Origin of the sequence: Hydrogenophaga sp. Root209, assembly GCF_001428625.1 — a bacterium.
GTDB lineage: Bacteria > Pseudomonadota > Gammaproteobacteria > Burkholderiales > Burkholderiaceae_C > Hydrogenophaga.
This window is the reverse complement of record NZ_LMIE01000005.1, coordinates 71,833-86,282: the sequence shown is the minus strand read 5'-3', so window position 1 is coordinate 86,282 and position 14,450 is coordinate 71,833. Positions and strand designations below refer to the sequence as shown.

General features: G+C 66.0%; 15 protein-coding genes. 1 reads left to right on the top strand and 14 read right to left on the bottom strand.

The features are described 5' to 3' along the window. Nucleotides 1–2: 2 nt before the first annotated feature. The 9 genes from ASE11_RS05615 to ASE11_RS05575 form a co-directional block, all read right to left on the bottom strand. Nucleotides 3–1,475, bottom strand: coding sequence for a TrkH family potassium uptake protein (locus tag ASE11_RS05615; RefSeq protein ID WP_056267629.1), 1,473 nt, complete (start codon nucleotides 1,473–1,475; stop codon nucleotides 3–5). 17 nt (nucleotides 1,476–1,492) lie between these two features. Then, nucleotides 1,493–2,884 (bottom strand): Trk system potassium transporter TrkA, encoded by a 1,392-nt coding sequence (gene trkA / locus ASE11_RS05610; RefSeq protein ID WP_056267625.1) that lies wholly within the window; start codon nucleotides 2,882–2,884, stop codon nucleotides 1,493–1,495. Between the two features lie 313 nt (nucleotides 2,885–3,197). Continuing rightward, entirely contained in the window at nucleotides 3,198–4,328 is a 1,131-nt protein-coding gene (locus ASE11_RS05605; RefSeq protein WP_056267620.1) for an acyl-CoA dehydrogenase family protein, read from the bottom strand. A 20-nt stretch (nucleotides 4,329–4,348) separates the two neighbouring features. Beyond that, a complete protein-coding gene (locus ASE11_RS05600) occupies nucleotides 4,349–5,017 on the bottom strand; it encodes an SDR family oxidoreductase (protein ID WP_056267616.1) in 669 nt (222 codons plus the stop codon). 101 nt (nucleotides 5,018–5,118) lie between these two features. Next, nucleotides 5,119–6,303 (bottom strand): acetyl-CoA C-acyltransferase, encoded by a 1,185-nt coding sequence (locus tag ASE11_RS05595; protein ID WP_056267612.1) that lies wholly within the window; start codon nucleotides 6,301–6,303, stop codon nucleotides 5,119–5,121. A 36-nt stretch (nucleotides 6,304–6,339) separates the two neighbouring features. Further along, complete coding sequence (aceK, locus tag ASE11_RS05590; protein WP_056267609.1) at nucleotides 6,340–8,151, bottom strand: bifunctional isocitrate dehydrogenase kinase/phosphatase; 1,812 nt, start codon at nucleotides 8,149–8,151, stop codon at nucleotides 6,340–6,342. Nucleotides 8,152–8,224: 73 nt separating this feature from the next. Continuing rightward, nucleotides 8,225–8,884, bottom strand: a complete 660-nt coding sequence (gene can, locus ASE11_RS05585) for a carbonate dehydratase (protein WP_056267606.1) — start codon at nucleotides 8,882–8,884, stop codon at nucleotides 8,225–8,227. Nucleotides 8,885–8,913: 29 nt separating this feature from the next. Further along, complete coding sequence (locus tag ASE11_RS05580) at nucleotides 8,914–10,095, bottom strand: isovaleryl-CoA dehydrogenase (RefSeq protein WP_056267603.1); 1,182 nt, start codon at nucleotides 10,093–10,095, stop codon at nucleotides 8,914–8,916. A gap of 33 nt (nucleotides 10,096–10,128) precedes the next feature. Continuing rightward, complete coding sequence (locus ASE11_RS05575; RefSeq protein WP_414842429.1) at nucleotides 10,129–10,512, bottom strand: PaaI family thioesterase; 384 nt, start codon at nucleotides 10,510–10,512, stop codon at nucleotides 10,129–10,131. Nucleotides 10,513–10,698: 186 nt separating this feature from the next. On the opposite strand from ASE11_RS05575, the gene ASE11_RS05570 reads away from it, so the two are divergent. Beyond that, entirely contained in the window at nucleotides 10,699–11,304 is a 606-nt protein-coding gene (locus tag ASE11_RS05570; RefSeq protein ID WP_056267596.1) for an IMPACT family protein, read from the top strand. 4 nt (nucleotides 11,305–11,308) lie between these two features. On the opposite strand, the gene ASE11_RS05565 is transcribed toward ASE11_RS05570, so the two are convergent. The 5 genes from ASE11_RS05565 to gmhB all read right to left on the bottom strand — a co-directional run bounded on the left by ASE11_RS05565 (nucleotide 11,309) and on the right by gmhB (nucleotide 14,431). Then, nucleotides 11,309–11,674, bottom strand: a complete 366-nt coding sequence (locus ASE11_RS05565) for a DUF1304 domain-containing protein (RefSeq protein ID WP_056267591.1) — start codon at nucleotides 11,672–11,674, stop codon at nucleotides 11,309–11,311. Nucleotides 11,675–11,697: 23 nt separating this feature from the next. Continuing rightward, nucleotides 11,698–12,099, bottom strand: coding sequence for a MerR family transcriptional regulator (locus ASE11_RS05560; RefSeq protein ID WP_056267588.1), 402 nt, complete (start codon nucleotides 12,097–12,099; stop codon nucleotides 11,698–11,700). Between the two features lie 89 nt (nucleotides 12,100–12,188). Continuing rightward, on the bottom strand, nucleotides 12,189–13,079 hold the full coding sequence (locus ASE11_RS05555; protein WP_056267585.1) for a M48 family metallopeptidase: 891 nt from the start codon (nucleotides 13,077–13,079) through the stop codon (nucleotides 12,189–12,191). A gap of 8 nt (nucleotides 13,080–13,087) precedes the next feature. Next, nucleotides 13,088–13,828 carry a lysophospholipid acyltransferase family protein gene (locus ASE11_RS05550; RefSeq protein ID WP_156406248.1) on the bottom strand — a complete coding sequence of 247 codons (741 nt, stop codon included), beginning with the start codon at nucleotides 13,826–13,828 and terminating at the stop codon, nucleotides 13,088–13,090. An 18-nt stretch (nucleotides 13,829–13,846) separates the two neighbouring features. Beyond that, nucleotides 13,847–14,431 carry a D-glycero-beta-D-manno-heptose 1,7-bisphosphate 7-phosphatase gene (gene gmhB / locus ASE11_RS05545; RefSeq protein ID WP_056267577.1) on the bottom strand — a complete coding sequence of 195 codons (585 nt, stop codon included), beginning with the start codon at nucleotides 14,429–14,431 and terminating at the stop codon, nucleotides 13,847–13,849. Nucleotides 14,432–14,450: the final 19 nt, after the last annotated feature.

Here is a 14,450-nt window from a genome sequence, read left to right as displayed (position 1 = left end):
GTCTATTTGCGCCAGAAGCCGGGGGTGAACAGCACGAGGAACGACAGCATTTCCAGCCGGCCCAGCAACATGGCCACGGTACACACCCAGGTCTGGAAATCGGTCAATCCCTGGAAGTTGCCCGCCGGCCCCACCTCGTTGAGCCCCGGGCCCATGTTGTTCACACTGGCCACCACCGCCGAGAACGCGGTGTCGAACGGCAGGTCGGAGAGCAGCAACAGCATGGTCAACCCGATGATGGTGCCACCGTACACCAGCATGAAGCCCAGCACCGACAGCAAGGTGCCGGTTTGCACCACGTGCCCGCCCAGGTGCACCGGATACACCGCGCGCGGGTGGATGATGCGCGACATTTCGCGCTTCGCCTGCTTGAGCAGGATCAGCACACGTGCCATCTTGATACCAGCGCCGGTGGAGCCCGCGCTGGTGGCCACGCCCGACAGCATGATCATGAACAGCGGTGCAAACACGGGCCAGGTGGTGTAGTCCACCGTGGCAAAACCGGTGGTCGATCCGATGGAGATCACGTTGAACAGGGCCACCCGCAGGGTCTCAAGCGGGTCGGTCATGGTGCCCTTGAGGAGCAACAACCCGGCCACGAACACGCTGGAACCCAGCAGCAGGCCCACGGTACCGCGCCACTCCGCGTCCCGCCAGATGCGGGCGGGTTGTCGTTTGGCGAAGGCCACGAAATACAGCGCAAAGTTGCAACTGGCCACCAGCATGAAGAGAATGGCCACCCACTCCAGCGTGGGTGACTGGAAAAAACCGAAGCTGCTGTCGTGCGTTGACAGACCACCCAGGCTCATGGTGGTGAACATGTGGGCCCAGGCGTCCAGCGCAGACATGCCGCCCAGCCAGTAGCCCAGCACGCAAAGCAACGAGAGCACGCAGTAGACGGTCCACAGGCCCTTGGCGGTTTCGGTGATGCGCGGGGTGAGCTTGGCGTCTTTCATCGGGCCGGTGGCCTCGGCGCGAAACAGCTGGCTGCCGCCCACGCCCAGCATGGGCAGGATTGCCACGGCCAGCACCAGGATGCCCATGCCGCCAAGCCACTGCAGGAAACAACGCCACAGATTGATCGAACCGGGCAATGCATCCAGCCCGGTGATCACGGTGGAACCGGTCGTGGTCAGGCCAGACATGGTCTCGAAGTAGGCGTCGGTCCAGCTGATGGGGGTGGCCGTCTGGCCAAAATACAGCCGCAGCGGCAGGCTGGCAAACAGCGGCAGCAGCGTCCAGACCAGCCCCACCAGCAAGATGCCGTCGCGCGTCTGCAATTCCACATTGCGACCAACCTTGAACACGGCGCTGCGCATGAGCAGGCCAACGACAAAGGTGACTGCCACGGCCGGCAAGTAAGCCGCCTGGGCGCCGTCCTGCGACAGCCAGGACACCAGCCAGGGGACGAGCAGGGTGATGGAGAACACCATCACGATGGCTCCCAGCACAGGGAAGATGCGCAGCAACGGCATGAAGGCAGGCTCCGGCTTCAGCCGAAGAAGGTGGCGCCGACCTGGAACAGCTTTTCGACCTCGCGCACCAGGCGCTTGTTCGGGATGAACATGATGATGTGGTCATCGGCCTCGATGACGGTGTCGTGGTGGGGCATGAGCACTTCCGACCGGCTCCCTTCGCCACGCACGATGGCGCCGATGCGAACGCCCTTGGGCAGCTTGAGCTCTTCCACCTTGCGACCCACCAGCTTGCTGGTCTTCACGTCGCCACGCGCAATGCCTTCGAGCGCCTCGGCCGCGCCGCGCCGCAGGCTGTGCACGGCCGCCACGTCGCCGCGGCGCAGGTGCGTGAGCAGTTCGCCGATGACGGTCTGGGAAGGCGAAATCGCGATGTCGATGGTGCTGCCCTGCATCATGTCGGCGTAGGCACGGCGGTTGATCAGGGCCATCACGCGCCCGGCGCCCATGCGCTTGGCCAGCATGGCCGACATGATGTTGTCCTCGTCGTCGCTGGTGAGCGCAAGAAACATGTCCATCTCGCCCACGCTTTCTTCCAGCAGCAGGTCCTCGTCGGCGCCATCGCCGTTGAGGATGAGCATGCTGGAGGGCAACTGACTGGCCAGGTATTCGCAGCGGGCCTTGTAGTGCTCGATGATCTTCACCTGGCACTGGCCTTCCAGCGAACGCGCCAGGCGCAGCCCGACCTTGCCGCCGCCAGCGATCATGATGCGGCGCACCGGTTTGTCGATGTTGTGGATGGCGCCCAGCACGTAGCGGATCTTCTGCGTGTCGGCCAGCACGAACACCTCGTCGCCCGCGAGGATGCGGGTGGTCTTGGTGGCTTCCATCTCGGTGTCGAGCCGGTAAAGCGCCACCACGCGCATCTCGGCGTGGGGGAAGCGTTCGCGGAATTCGCCGATGGTGTGGCCCACCAGCGAGCCGCCGTGCGTGGCACGGATCGCAATCAGGCTGGCGCGGCCGTCGGCGAACTCCAGCACCTGCAGGGCTTCGGGGTAGCTGATGAGTTGGTGGATGTAGCGCGTGACCGACTCTTCAGGGCAGATCACATGGTCCACCGCAAAACCGTTGCGGCCCAGCAGTTCGTCGCCCTCGGCGAATTCGGGTGAGCGCAGCCGGGCGATGGTGCTGGGCACGTTGAAGATGTCGTGCGCGACCTTGCACACCACGAGGTTGGTTTCGTCGTTGGCGGCGCAGGCGATCACCATGTCGGCGTCCTTCGCGCCCGCCTCGCGCAACACGGAGGGCTGGATGCCGTTGCCCACCACGCCACGCAGGTCGATCCGCTCCTCCAGGAGCCGCAGGCGGGCCGGGTCCATGTCGATCACGGTGATGTCGTTCTGTTCGGAGACCAGGCTCTCCGCGACGCTTTCGCCGACTCGGCCGGCACCCAGGATGATGATGTTCATGGTGGCGGGATGTTACCCCTCCGCGCGCTGCGTCATCGCGGGCTCGCGGACGCGGTGTGCTCTGCTCCGCGACTGTCCCCCGGGCCGGCTTCGCCGTCCCTCCTCCTTGATGCCGCTGCGCAGAACACACCACGCCCGCGAGCCTTAAGTGATGTTTGCGCGTCTGCGGACCGAGCGCCAACGAGGTCATCGGCGGCCATGGGGCACGGCGCAGCGAAATCAAGGAGGAGGGCCGAAGGCCGCGGGGGACATTCGCGGAGCCGTGCCCCATGGCCGTCGATGACCGGCCTCACCGGAGAGAACCGCCAGGAACTCAAGCCAAAGCGCGCTGAATGATGATTTTCTGAATGTCTGAAGTGCCTTCATAAATCTGGCACACCCGCACGTCCCGGTAAATGCGTTCCACCGGAAAGTCGCTCACATAGCCGTAGCCGCCGAACACCTGAATGGCGGCAGTGCACACGGCTTCGGCCATCTCGCTGGCAAACAGCTTGGCCATCGCGGCTTCCTTCAGGCAGGGCTGCCCCGCGTCGCGCAAGGCGGCGGCGTGGTGCGTGAGCGCTCGCGCCGCTTCAATCTGCGTGGCCATGTCGGCCAGTCGAAACCCCACCGCCTGGTGGTTGAAGATCGGCTGCCCAAAACTTGCGCGCTCTTTCGAATAGGCCAGTGCGCAGTCGAAGGCGCTGCGCGCCATGCCGATGCTTTGCGCGGCAATGCCGATGCGTCCGCCCTCAAGCGCCGAGAGCGCGATCCTGTAGCCCTCGCCCTCGGCGCCGATCAGGTTGTCGGCCGGGATGCGGCAGTTGTCGAAGTTGATCTGCGCGGTGTCGCTGCTGTGCTGGCCGAGTTTGTCTTCCAGTCGCGCGACCACATAACCCGGGGTGCTGGTGGGCACGACGAAGGCGCTCATGCCTTTCTTGCCGGCGCCTTTGTCCGTCACCGCGATCACGATCGCCAGTTGCCCGTTCTTGCCACTGGTGATGAACTGCTTGACGCCGTTGAGCACGTACTCATCGCCCTCTTTGGTCGCCGTCGTGCGCAAGGCCGATGCGTCCGAGCCCACGTGCGGCTCGGTCAGGCAGAACACACCGAGCATCTGGCCGGCGGCCAGCGGGCGCAGCCATTGCTCTTGCTGGCGCGCGCTGCCGTAGCGCATCAGGATGGCGTTGACCGGGCAGTTCGTCACCGAGATCGCGGTGCTGGTGCCGCCGTCACCGGCCGCGATTTCTTCCAGCACCACGGCCAGCGTCACATAGTCCAGCCCCGCGCCACCCAGCGCCTCGGGCACGCAGATGCCGTAGGCGCCAAGCTCAGCCAGCCCCTGGTGCACGTCTGTCGGAAAGTGGTGCGCCTTGTCCCACTTCGCCGCGTTCGGCCAGAGCTGCTCCTGGGCAAAGGCGCGCACGGCGTCGCGGATCATGAGTTGGTCTTGGTTGAGTGGCATGGAAGCGTCTTTCGGGGGGTTCACCAAGTGGTGGCACGCCGGCCGTCGCGGTGGATGAGGCGGCCGTTGTCGTCAGGTGTGAGGGCGGCGATCGTGCGGCGCAGGTCGGCCACGCTGCGCTCGGCCGTCAAGGGTGCCGAGTCGCCGCCCATGTCGGTGCGCACCCAGCCCGGGTCGAGCGCGACGCAGGTGGCCGCGGGGTAGCTGTGGCGAGCGCTGGCCAGGGCCATGTTGAGCGCGGCCTTGCTCACGCGGTAGAGCCAAGCGTTGCTGGCGGAGACGTCGCCGATCTGGCTCATGCCGCTGGAGAGCACGCCGAACACGCCGCGGGCCGCTTCGACCGCCGGCAGCACCTGCGGCATGGCCTGCATGGCACCCAGCACATTCGTGTGCATCACGCGGTCGAAGGCTTCGCGGGTGGGTGGGGTCTGCGCGTCGCTGGTGTCGTACACGCCCGCGACGTACAGCGCCACGTCGATCTCCTGGCCATCGAGCGACCAGGCCAGGCCGCTCACGCTGGCCGGGTCGGCCACGTCCAGGCGCAGCGGCTCGGCACCGAGCTCGCGCAAGCGTTCCAGGCTGGCATCGTCGCGCGCGGTGGCGATCACGCGCTCGCCTGCGGCGAGATACTGGCGCGCGAACTCGAGGCCGATGCCGCGCGACGCGCCGATCACAAGAATGGTGTTCATGGAGTGACGGGTGTTTACACCAAGGCTACCGCGGAACCGGCTTCGCCGGGCCGCTGGTGGCGCCCCCTTGAGGGGGTGACGCCGAAGGCGGCGCGGGGGTGTTACATCAATTCAATCGCCATGGCTGTGGCCTCGCCACCACCGATGCACAGCGTGGCCACGCCCTTCTTGCCGCCGCGCGCCTGCAGTGCGTGCAGCAACGTAACGAGGATGCGCGCGCCGCTGGCACCGATGGGGTGACCCAGCGCGCAGGCACCACCGTTGACGTTGACCTTCTCGTGCGGGATGTTCAGTTCGGTCATGAGCGCCATGGGCACCACGGCGAAGGCTTCGTTGATCTCCCACAGGTCCACATCGGCAACGCTCCAGCCGGTCTTGGCCAGCAGCTTCTGCGTGGCGCCCACCGGGGCGGTGGCAAACCAGTTGGGCTCCTGCGCGTGGGTGCTGTGGGCCACGATGCGCGCCAGCGGCTTCAGGCCCTGGGCCTGCGCAGTGGACTGGCGCATGAGCACCAGCGCAGCCGCGCCGTCGTTGATGGACGAGCTCGATGCCGCCGTGATGGTGCCGTCCTTCTTGAACGCGGGCTTGAGGCTGGTGACCTTGTCGAGCTTGACCTTGCCCGGGCCTTCGTCGGTGGACACCACGCGCTCGCCGCTGCGGTCTTTCACCGTCACCGGGGTGATCTCGGTGGCAAACGCGCCGCTCTCGGTGGCTGCCTTGGCGCGCGAGACCGACGCAATGGCGAAGGCGTCCTGCTGTTCGCGGGTGAAGCTGTATTTGGCCGCGCAGTCTTCACCAAAGGTGCCCATGGAGCGGCCGGCCTCGTAGGCGTCTTCCAGGCCGTCGAGCATCATGTGGTCGAAGATCTTGTCGTGGCCCATGCGGTATCCGCCGCGGCCCTTTTGCAGCAGGTAGGGCGCGTTGGTCATGCTTTCCATGCCGCCGGCCACCATCACGGTGGCGCTGCCGGCGACGAGCATGTCGTGCGCGAGCATGGTGGCCTTCATGCCCGAACCGCACATCTTGGAGAGCGTGACGGCGCCGGCCGATTTCGGCAGCCCGCCCTTGAACGCGGCCTGGCGCGCCGGGGCCTGGCCCTGGCCAGCCATCAGGCAGTTGCCGAACAGGACTTCATCGACCTTCTCGGGGTCGACGCCGCTGCGTTGCACGGCGGCCTTGATGGCCACGCCACCGAGGTCGTGGGCCGAGAGGCTGGCGAAGTCGCTCTGGAACGAGCCCATGGGGGTGCGGGCGGCGCCAACGATGACGACGGGGTCTTGGGACATGGTGAATCTCCTTGAAAGGGTGAGGACGAATGGGTTTCAGGCGAGCGCGTGGGCAAGAAAACGCCGATCGCGCTCGTAGGGGAAAACGTCGTGCACATGGCCAGCGGCGATGCGCTCCTTGTGCGCCTGCCAGAAGGCGGCGTCGAGCAGGTCGGCGTGGTGCTTCATGAACACCTCGCGCACGGCATCGTTGCCGAGCAGAAAGGGGCCGAAGGTCTCGGGGAACACGTCGCGCTTGCCGACCGGGTACCAGACCTCGCCCGACATTTCATCCTCCGCGTTGCGCGGCTCGGGCACGCGGCGAAAGTTGCAGTCGGTGATGTATTCGATCTCGTCGTAGTCGTAGAACACGACCTTGCCATGGCGGGTGATGCCGAAGTTCTTCCACAGCATGTCGCCAGGAAAGATGTTGGCAGCCACCAGATCCTTGATGGCGTTGCCGTATTCGACCACCGCGCGCTCGATCTGCGCCAGGGCCGTGGGGTCGGCAGCCTGCACCTGCAGCGCGTCGAACGCTTCCCGCAGGTAGATGTTGAGCGGAATCATGCGGCGTTCGATATAGCAGTGCTTGAGCACCACCTCGATGTCACCATCACCGTCGCGGTCGCTGATCTCGAGCTGGCTGGGCGCGAACTTCTGGATCTCGGCGATCAGTTCGTCTGTGAAGCGGTCGCGCGGAAAACCCACCTCGGAGAACTCCAGCGTGTCGGCCATGCGGCCCACGCGGTCGTGCTGCTTGACCAGCAGGTACTTGCCGCGGATCTGCTCGCGCGACGTGTCCTTCTGCGGCGGGTAGTAGTCCTTGATGACCTTGAACACGAACGGAAAACTCGGCAGATCAAACACCAGCATGACCATGCCCTTGATGCCGGGCGCAATGCGGAACTTGTCGGTGGAGTGCCGCATGTGGAAAAGGAAGTCGCGGTAGAACAGCGTCTTGCCCTGCTTGGCCAGACCCAGCGCGTTGTAGAACTCGGCGCGCGGCTTGCGCGGCATCATGCTGCGCAAAAACTGCACGTAGGCGCTCGGAATCTCCATGTCGACCATGAAGTAGGCGCGCGCGAAGCTGAAGAGGATCAGCAGGTCGTCCTCGCCGAAGAGCGCGGCGTCCACCACCAGTTTGCCGTCGGTGTTGTGCAGGATGGGCAGGGCAAACGGCACCTCCTGGAAGCCGTTGATGATCTTGCCGACCACGTACGCGCCTTTGTTGCGGAAGAACAGGCCCGAGAGCACCTGGAACTGGAAGTTGGCGCGCAGCTTCACATGATCAAAATGCTGCTTCATGGCGCCGAGCACCAGCTCGGCGTCGCACTCCAGGTTCTCGAACGGCACGCGCAGGGCGAAGTCCTGGAGCATGCGCAAGGCCTCAGCCTGCATGGTCTCTGCGGTGGGGTAGTAGCAGCGGTAGGTGGGCTTCGCGCTGGGTTCCTCGTTCTCGATGTACTCGGTGGAAACCGCCGGGCGCACGAAGATGAAATCGTTCTGGAAGTAGGCGCGCTGGAGGATCTTGGTGGTGACCGAGTTGAAGAAGGTCTCTGCCAGCTCGGGCTGGTGGTGATTCACCAGCAGCCCGATGTAGTGCAGCTTGACCTGCTCCCACACGTCCATGGGCTGTTCGTCGGCGCCGAATTCCTTCATGAGCCGCATCACGCATTCCTTGACCCGCAAGTCGTAGAACTCGATGCGCTCGCGCTGTGCGCGCTGCTGGCCAAGCCAGTCGCGCGTCTCGAAGCGGTGTTTGGCGCGTGCCGACTCGGTGCGGAACAGCCGGTAGTGCCGGTTGAAGCCGTCCATCATGGCCTTGGCGATGGCGTAGGCCAGAGTCGAGTCGAGGCGCTGGGGAAGCATGGGGTGGGCCTGCCGTATGGGTTGACCTTGCGGTGCGTCCCGTCGGTGTGTCAACGGATGGCGGGGCCGCCGCTCAGCTCTGGCGCACCGAGCCCACGCCGGCCACGGCCTTGCGGTAGGCGGCGTCGATCTGGTCTTTGTTGTCCACCGTCATGTGCATGTCGTGCAGCAGGCCGTCGCGCAGGCCGTACACCCAGCCGTGCAGCGTGAGCGCCTGCCCGCGCGCCCAGGCGTCCTGCACCACCGTGGTTTGCGCCACGTTCATCACCTGTTCGATGGCGTTGAGTTCACACAACACGTCGGCGCGGTGCTGCTCGGGTGTGGCGTCCAGCAAGGCTGAATGCCGGTCGCGCACATCCTTGATGTGGCGCAGCCAGTTGTCCGCCAGGCCCACGCGCACATCGCGCAGCGCGGCCTGCACACCCCCACAGCCGTAGTGCCCCACCACCATGAGGTGTTGCACCTTGAGCATGTCCACCGCGTACTGGATGGTGGATAGGCAATTCAGGTCGGTCGGCACGACCACGTTGGCCACGTTGCGGTGCACGAACACCTCGCCCGGGTCCAGGCCGGTGATCTGGTTGGCGGGCACGCGGCTGTCGGAGCAGCCGATCCACATGTACTGCGGGCTCTGCTGGGCCAGCAGGTCGGTGAAGAAGCCGGGGCGCGCGGCCACCATGTCGGCGGCCCAGACGCGGTTGCGCTCGAAAAGATCTTTGAGTTCGGAAGTCATGGCGCGATCTTAGGGGGTGGGGTCGTGGCTCAGCAGGTCTCGGCAAACAGCTCGCGGCCGATCAGCATGCGGCGGATCTCGCTCGTGCCGGCGCCGATTTCGTAGAGCTTGGCGTCGCGCCAGAGGCGACCCAACGGGTATTCGTTGATGTAGCCGTTGCCACCGAAGATCTGGATGCCGTTGCCCGCCATCTTGGTGGCTTCTTCGGCGCACCACAGGATGACCGAGGCGCAGTCCTTGCGCACCTGACGCACGTGTTCTGCGCCCAGCAGATCGAGGTTTTTCGCCACCGTGTAGGCGAACGAGCGGCCGGCCTGCAGCACGGTGTACATGTCGGCCACCTTGCCCTGGATCAGCTGGAACTCACCGATGCTCTGACCGAACTGCTTGCGGTCGTGGATGTAGGGAACGATGTTGTCCATGACGGCCTGCATGATGCCCAGCGGGCCGCCGGTGAGCACGGCGCGCTCGTAATCCAGGCCACTCATGAGCACCTTGGCGCCATTGTTCAGGCCACCCAGGATGTTCTCGACCGGCACTTCCACGTTGTTGAACACCATCTCGCCGGTGTGGCTTCCGCGCATGCCGAGCTTGTCGAGCTTCTGCGCGGTGCTGAAGCCTTTCATGCCCTTCTCGACGATGAAGGCCGTGACGCCACGCGCGCCCATCTCGGGTTCCGACTTGGCGTAGACCACCATGGTGTCGGCATCGGGCCCGTTGGTGATCCACATCTTGCTGCCGTTGAGCAGGTAGTAGCCCCCCTTGTCCTCGGCTTTCAGCTTCATGCTGATCACGTCGGAGCCGGCGCCCGGTTCGCTCATGGCGAGAGCACCCACGTGTTCGCCGCTGATCAGCCTGGGCAGGTACTTCAGGCGCTGCGCGTCGCTGCCGTTGCGCTTGATCTGGTTCACGCAGAGGTTGCTGTGCGCGCCGTACGAAAGGCCCACGCTGGCCGAAGCGCGCGAGATCTCTTCCATGGCGATCATGTGGGCCAGGTAGCCCATGTTGGCACCGCCGTATTCCTCGCTCACGGTGATGCCGAGCACGCCGAGATCGCCCATCTTGCGCCACAGGTCCATGGGGAACTGGTCGCTCTGGTCGATCGCGGCCGCGCGCGGTGCGATCTCGGCTTGAGCAAAATCACGCACCGCGTCGCGCAGGGCGTCGATGTCTTCACCGAGCTGGAAATCGAGGCCGGGCAGGTTGGTCATGGGTGTTGTCTCCGATGAAAAAGGAAGCGGGCTTCAGCCCTGGATGTTGTCGCGACCGACCACGGCCATGAGCGTGCAGCCCATGGTGGCCACCAGTTTTTCGCGTCCGCCGTCAATAGCGTAAGCATGCCCCTCGCACACCGTGACGGTGCGCCCGGGTTTGATGACCGTGCCGACCATGCGGAAGCTCTGGCCCTGGGCGGGTGCCAGCAGGTTGATCTTGAACTCGATCGTGAGCACCGCCGCGTCGGATGCCATCAGTGAGAACCCGGCGTAACCGCAGGCCGAATCGAGCCCCGTGGCAACCATGCCGGCGTGCAGAAAGCCGTGTTGCTGGGTCAGCGGCTCGGCCCACGGCAGCGTGATCTCCACCCGCCCGGGCTTGACGACGGCGAGCGTGGCGCCCAAGGTGCGCATGGCGGCCTGGCGGGCGAAGCTCTCGCGCACGCGGGTTTCAAAGTCGGGGTTGCGGGGATCGAAAGTGGGCAGGCTCACGGCGTTCTCGGTGCGTGGGGGAAGCCCTGGATTCTACGTTGACGTTTACGTAAACGTTAACTTCAAGCCAGCTTCGGGACCACCGGCCAAGGCTATCCTCAAGCGGCCATGCCCTTCACCCTGACCGCCCCCGTCCACAGCGACCTGACCCTCAAGAAAAGCCGCTTCATCGGCTGCGTGGAGCCGGTGGCCGACCGCGCTGCCGCTCTGGCGCGCGTGGCCGGGCTGCGCGCAGAACACCCTGGCGCGACCCACGTGTGCTGGGCGCTCATGGCGGGCGGGCACTCGGCGGCCAACGACGATGGAGAACCGGGTGGCACGGCCGGACGGCCGATGCTGGAAGTGCTGCGCCACCAGGATCTGGAAGGTGTGCTGGCCACGGTGGTGCGCTACTACGGCGGCACACCGCTGGGCGCGGGCGGGCTGGTGCGCGCTTACACCGACAGCGTGGCCCAGGCCCTGTTGACGGCGGACAAGGTACCGGTGATCCGCTGGCAGCTGCTGCGCTGTGTGCTGCCCTATGCGCTGGAAGGCTGGTTGCGACGCGAACTCGGCGCTTTCGGCGCCACGCTGGCCGAGGTGCAACACGGCGACGGGGTGGACGCCACCCTGCGCGTGCCCCAGCCACGCGCAGCGGCGCTGGTGGCGCGCATCAACGACGCCGGGCAAGGCCGGGTGGTGTGGCGAAACGTCGACGACGCCGACACGGGCTGACGCTTCAGGCCGCTCGGCTCAGGTACACCAGCACCAGGCCCACGGCCGCCGGCAGCGCCTGCACGAACAGGATCTTGCGGCTCGCGGTGACCGCGCCATACAGGCCCGCCACCAGCACGCACAACAGGAAGAACACCTTCACGCCAAACCCCGCGGGGCCCAGCCACAGGCCCCAGAGCAGGCCAGCGGCCAGGAAGCCGTTGTACAGCCCCTGGTTGGCCGCCAGCACCTTGGTGGCGGCGGCCGATGCAGGCGTCTGACCGAAGGCCTTCAGCCCGGCCGGCTTGTCCCAGAGGAACATCTCCAGCACCAGGAAGTAGAAGTGCAGAAGCGCAACCAGCGCGACGACTATGTTGGCGATCAGGGACATGACAACTCCTTCAATGGACGGATTCAAGCTTTCTTTTCCACCTTGCCCAGCAGGGCGCGGGCTTCCTTTTCGTGCACCTTCACCTCATCGAGGTTGGCCACCAGATCGGCCATCTGCTCTTCGAGCTGGCGGCGGTGGTCGGCCAGCACGGTGAGGAACTTGCGCAGCTGCGGACCGGTGTCGCGCGGGCTGTCGTACATGTCGATGATGTCCTTGGCCTCGGTCAGCGACAGGCCCAGGCGTTTGGCGCGCAGCGTGAGCTTCAGACGCGTGCGGTCGCGCGAGGTGTAGACCCGGTTGCGACCGCCCGGGCCTTCGCGCTGCGGTTGCAGCAGCCCCATGTCTTCGTAGAAACGGATGGCGCGGGTGGTGAGGTCGAACTCGCGCGCCAGGTCGCTGATGGTGTAAGTCGGGTTCGTCGCCATGGGTTCGTGCCCTGTAATTGACGTTTACGTCAACGTCAGTCGGCGATCTTAACGGAATCGCCGTCGCCAGCACCCACGCCTTGGACGAGTCACTCGCCCAGAGGCACGGCCGCGCTGCGCAGCGCCTTGCGCCGCTGCGCATGGTCGGGCATGACACTGGCCACCACATCCCAGAACTGCGGGCTGTGGTCCATGTGGTGCAGGTGGCTGAGCTCGTGCACCACCACATAGTCCACCATCTCCAGCTTGAGGTGGATCAGGCGCCAGTTGAGGCGGATGGTGCCGTCAGCGCTGGCGCTGCCCCAGCGTGTGCCCGCGCTGGACAGGCGCAGCTTGGTATAGCGCACGCCCAGCTGCGGGGCGAAGTGGTCCAGCCGCTGGGCGAACAGCACCTTGGCCTGCTTCATCAGCCAGGCCTGCGCCGCGTCGCGGATCTGCGACTCAACGGCGTTGCGCGCCAGCCCCAGGCGCAGTGTGGCCAGGCCAGCGGGCGCGGCCGCGGCCTCGAACAACGCCCCCACCTGCGTGAAACCGTGTGCCGGGTCGAGCACCAGGCGCAGACGCTCACCCAGGTAGTCGAACTCGGCGCCATCGGCCCACGTGATGCGGGCCTGCGCCATCTCGCCGGCGCGTTCGCGCGCGTTCTGCAGCTTCTCCAGCACCCAGGCCGACTTGTCGTGCAGCAGGGCTTCGACCTCACCCACCGGCGTCCAGCGCGGCGCACTCACGCTCAGTCCGTCCGGGCTCACCGACAGGCCGATGGTGCGGCGCTTGCCGCGCTTGAATTCGTAAGCCACTTCGCACGAGCCCAGACTCAGCATGCGGTTGGCGCGCGGGTGGTGCCAGGCAGCGGGCTGAAACACCTGGTTCATCGGCAGTGCCGGTGCAGCGGCCACCACCGGCGGCGGGGGAGCCGGGCGCAGTGGCTCGGGATCGGGTCCACCGAGGAAGTCGAGCGCCAGCTGGAGAAAGCGCTGCATGGCCAGCCTCAGCCCTGGGGGTAGGCCGTGGGGTCGAGGCGGCGCATTTCCGCTTCGATCCAGGCCTCGACTTCGCGCATCAGCTCATCGGGCTCACGGCCCGCGCTGGGAATGGGCTTGCCGATGGAAAACTCCACCGTGCCGGACTTCTTGATGAAGGCCTTGCGCGGCCAGCATTTGGCCGAGGTCACCGCGATCGGGATCACCGGCGCGCCGGTCTCCACCGCCAGGCGCGTGCCGCCATTTTTGTAGTTGCCCTTCTGGCCACGCGGGATGCGCGTGCCCTCGGGAAACATGATCACCCAGGTGCCCTGGTTGAGCAGGCGCTGGCCCTGTTCAACCACCTTGTTGAAAGCCTGGGCGCGCTTGCTGCGATCGATGTGGATCATGTCCATGCGACCCATGGCCCAGCCGAAGAACGGCACGTAGAGCAGCTCTTTCTTGAACACGTAGGCCAGCGGGTGGGGCATGAGCGCGGGCATGCAGAAGGTCTCCCAGGTGGACTGGTGCTTGACCAGCAACACCGCGGGCGCGGTGCTCCCCACGGGCAGGTTCTCGAACCCGATCACGTGGTTCTTGATGCCGAGGATCACCGTGCCACTGTTGACGGCCAGCTTGAGCCAGCCGGCGCACATCCAGTAGATCTGCGTGCTGTTGAGGAACGGGGCGGCGATCAGCACCGCGAGCGCCCACGGCACCACCGTCACCGCCATGAACAGCGTGTGCACGATCGAACGAAGAAGATTGATGAGAAGCATGAAAACCGTTCAGGTCGTGGGTTGCGCGAGCAGCCAGTCGGCGAACACGCCGAGGTCGTCGTGTACGTGGATGCCGGGCGGCAGGTCGGGTGCCAGCACGGAGAGATCGCCGCCCGAGCCCTGGCCGACACGGCCGCGCAGGTGTTCGGACTGGCCGGTGAGCAGCAGGTGAGCCGGACAGCCGGCGGCTGCGGCCGCGCGGACATGTCGCAACGCATTGCCGGCCGCCGGAACCGTCGCCAGGGACACGCCGAAACGATCCCCGATCTGCTTGAACAGGCCTGGCAGCGGCTTGCGGCAGCTGCAGCCTTCGTCGGGTGCGTGGGGGCAGAAGAACACAGCCTCCACACGAGCGCCCGCGGCCGCCAGCTGGCGGTGCATCTTGGCGTGGATGGCGTTGAGCGAGGCCATGTCGAACAAGCCCCGCCCGATGCCGGACTGGTTGGTGGCCAGCACCACGCGCCAGCCGCCCTGGTTGAGCCGCGCCACCGCCTCGAGCGCGCCGGGCAAGGCCTCCCACTCGTCCGGCGAGGCGACGTAGTCGTCGCGGCTGCGGTTGAGTGTGCCGTCGCGGTCGAGGATGAGGAGTTTCATGAGTGGCTTCCGAGGGAAG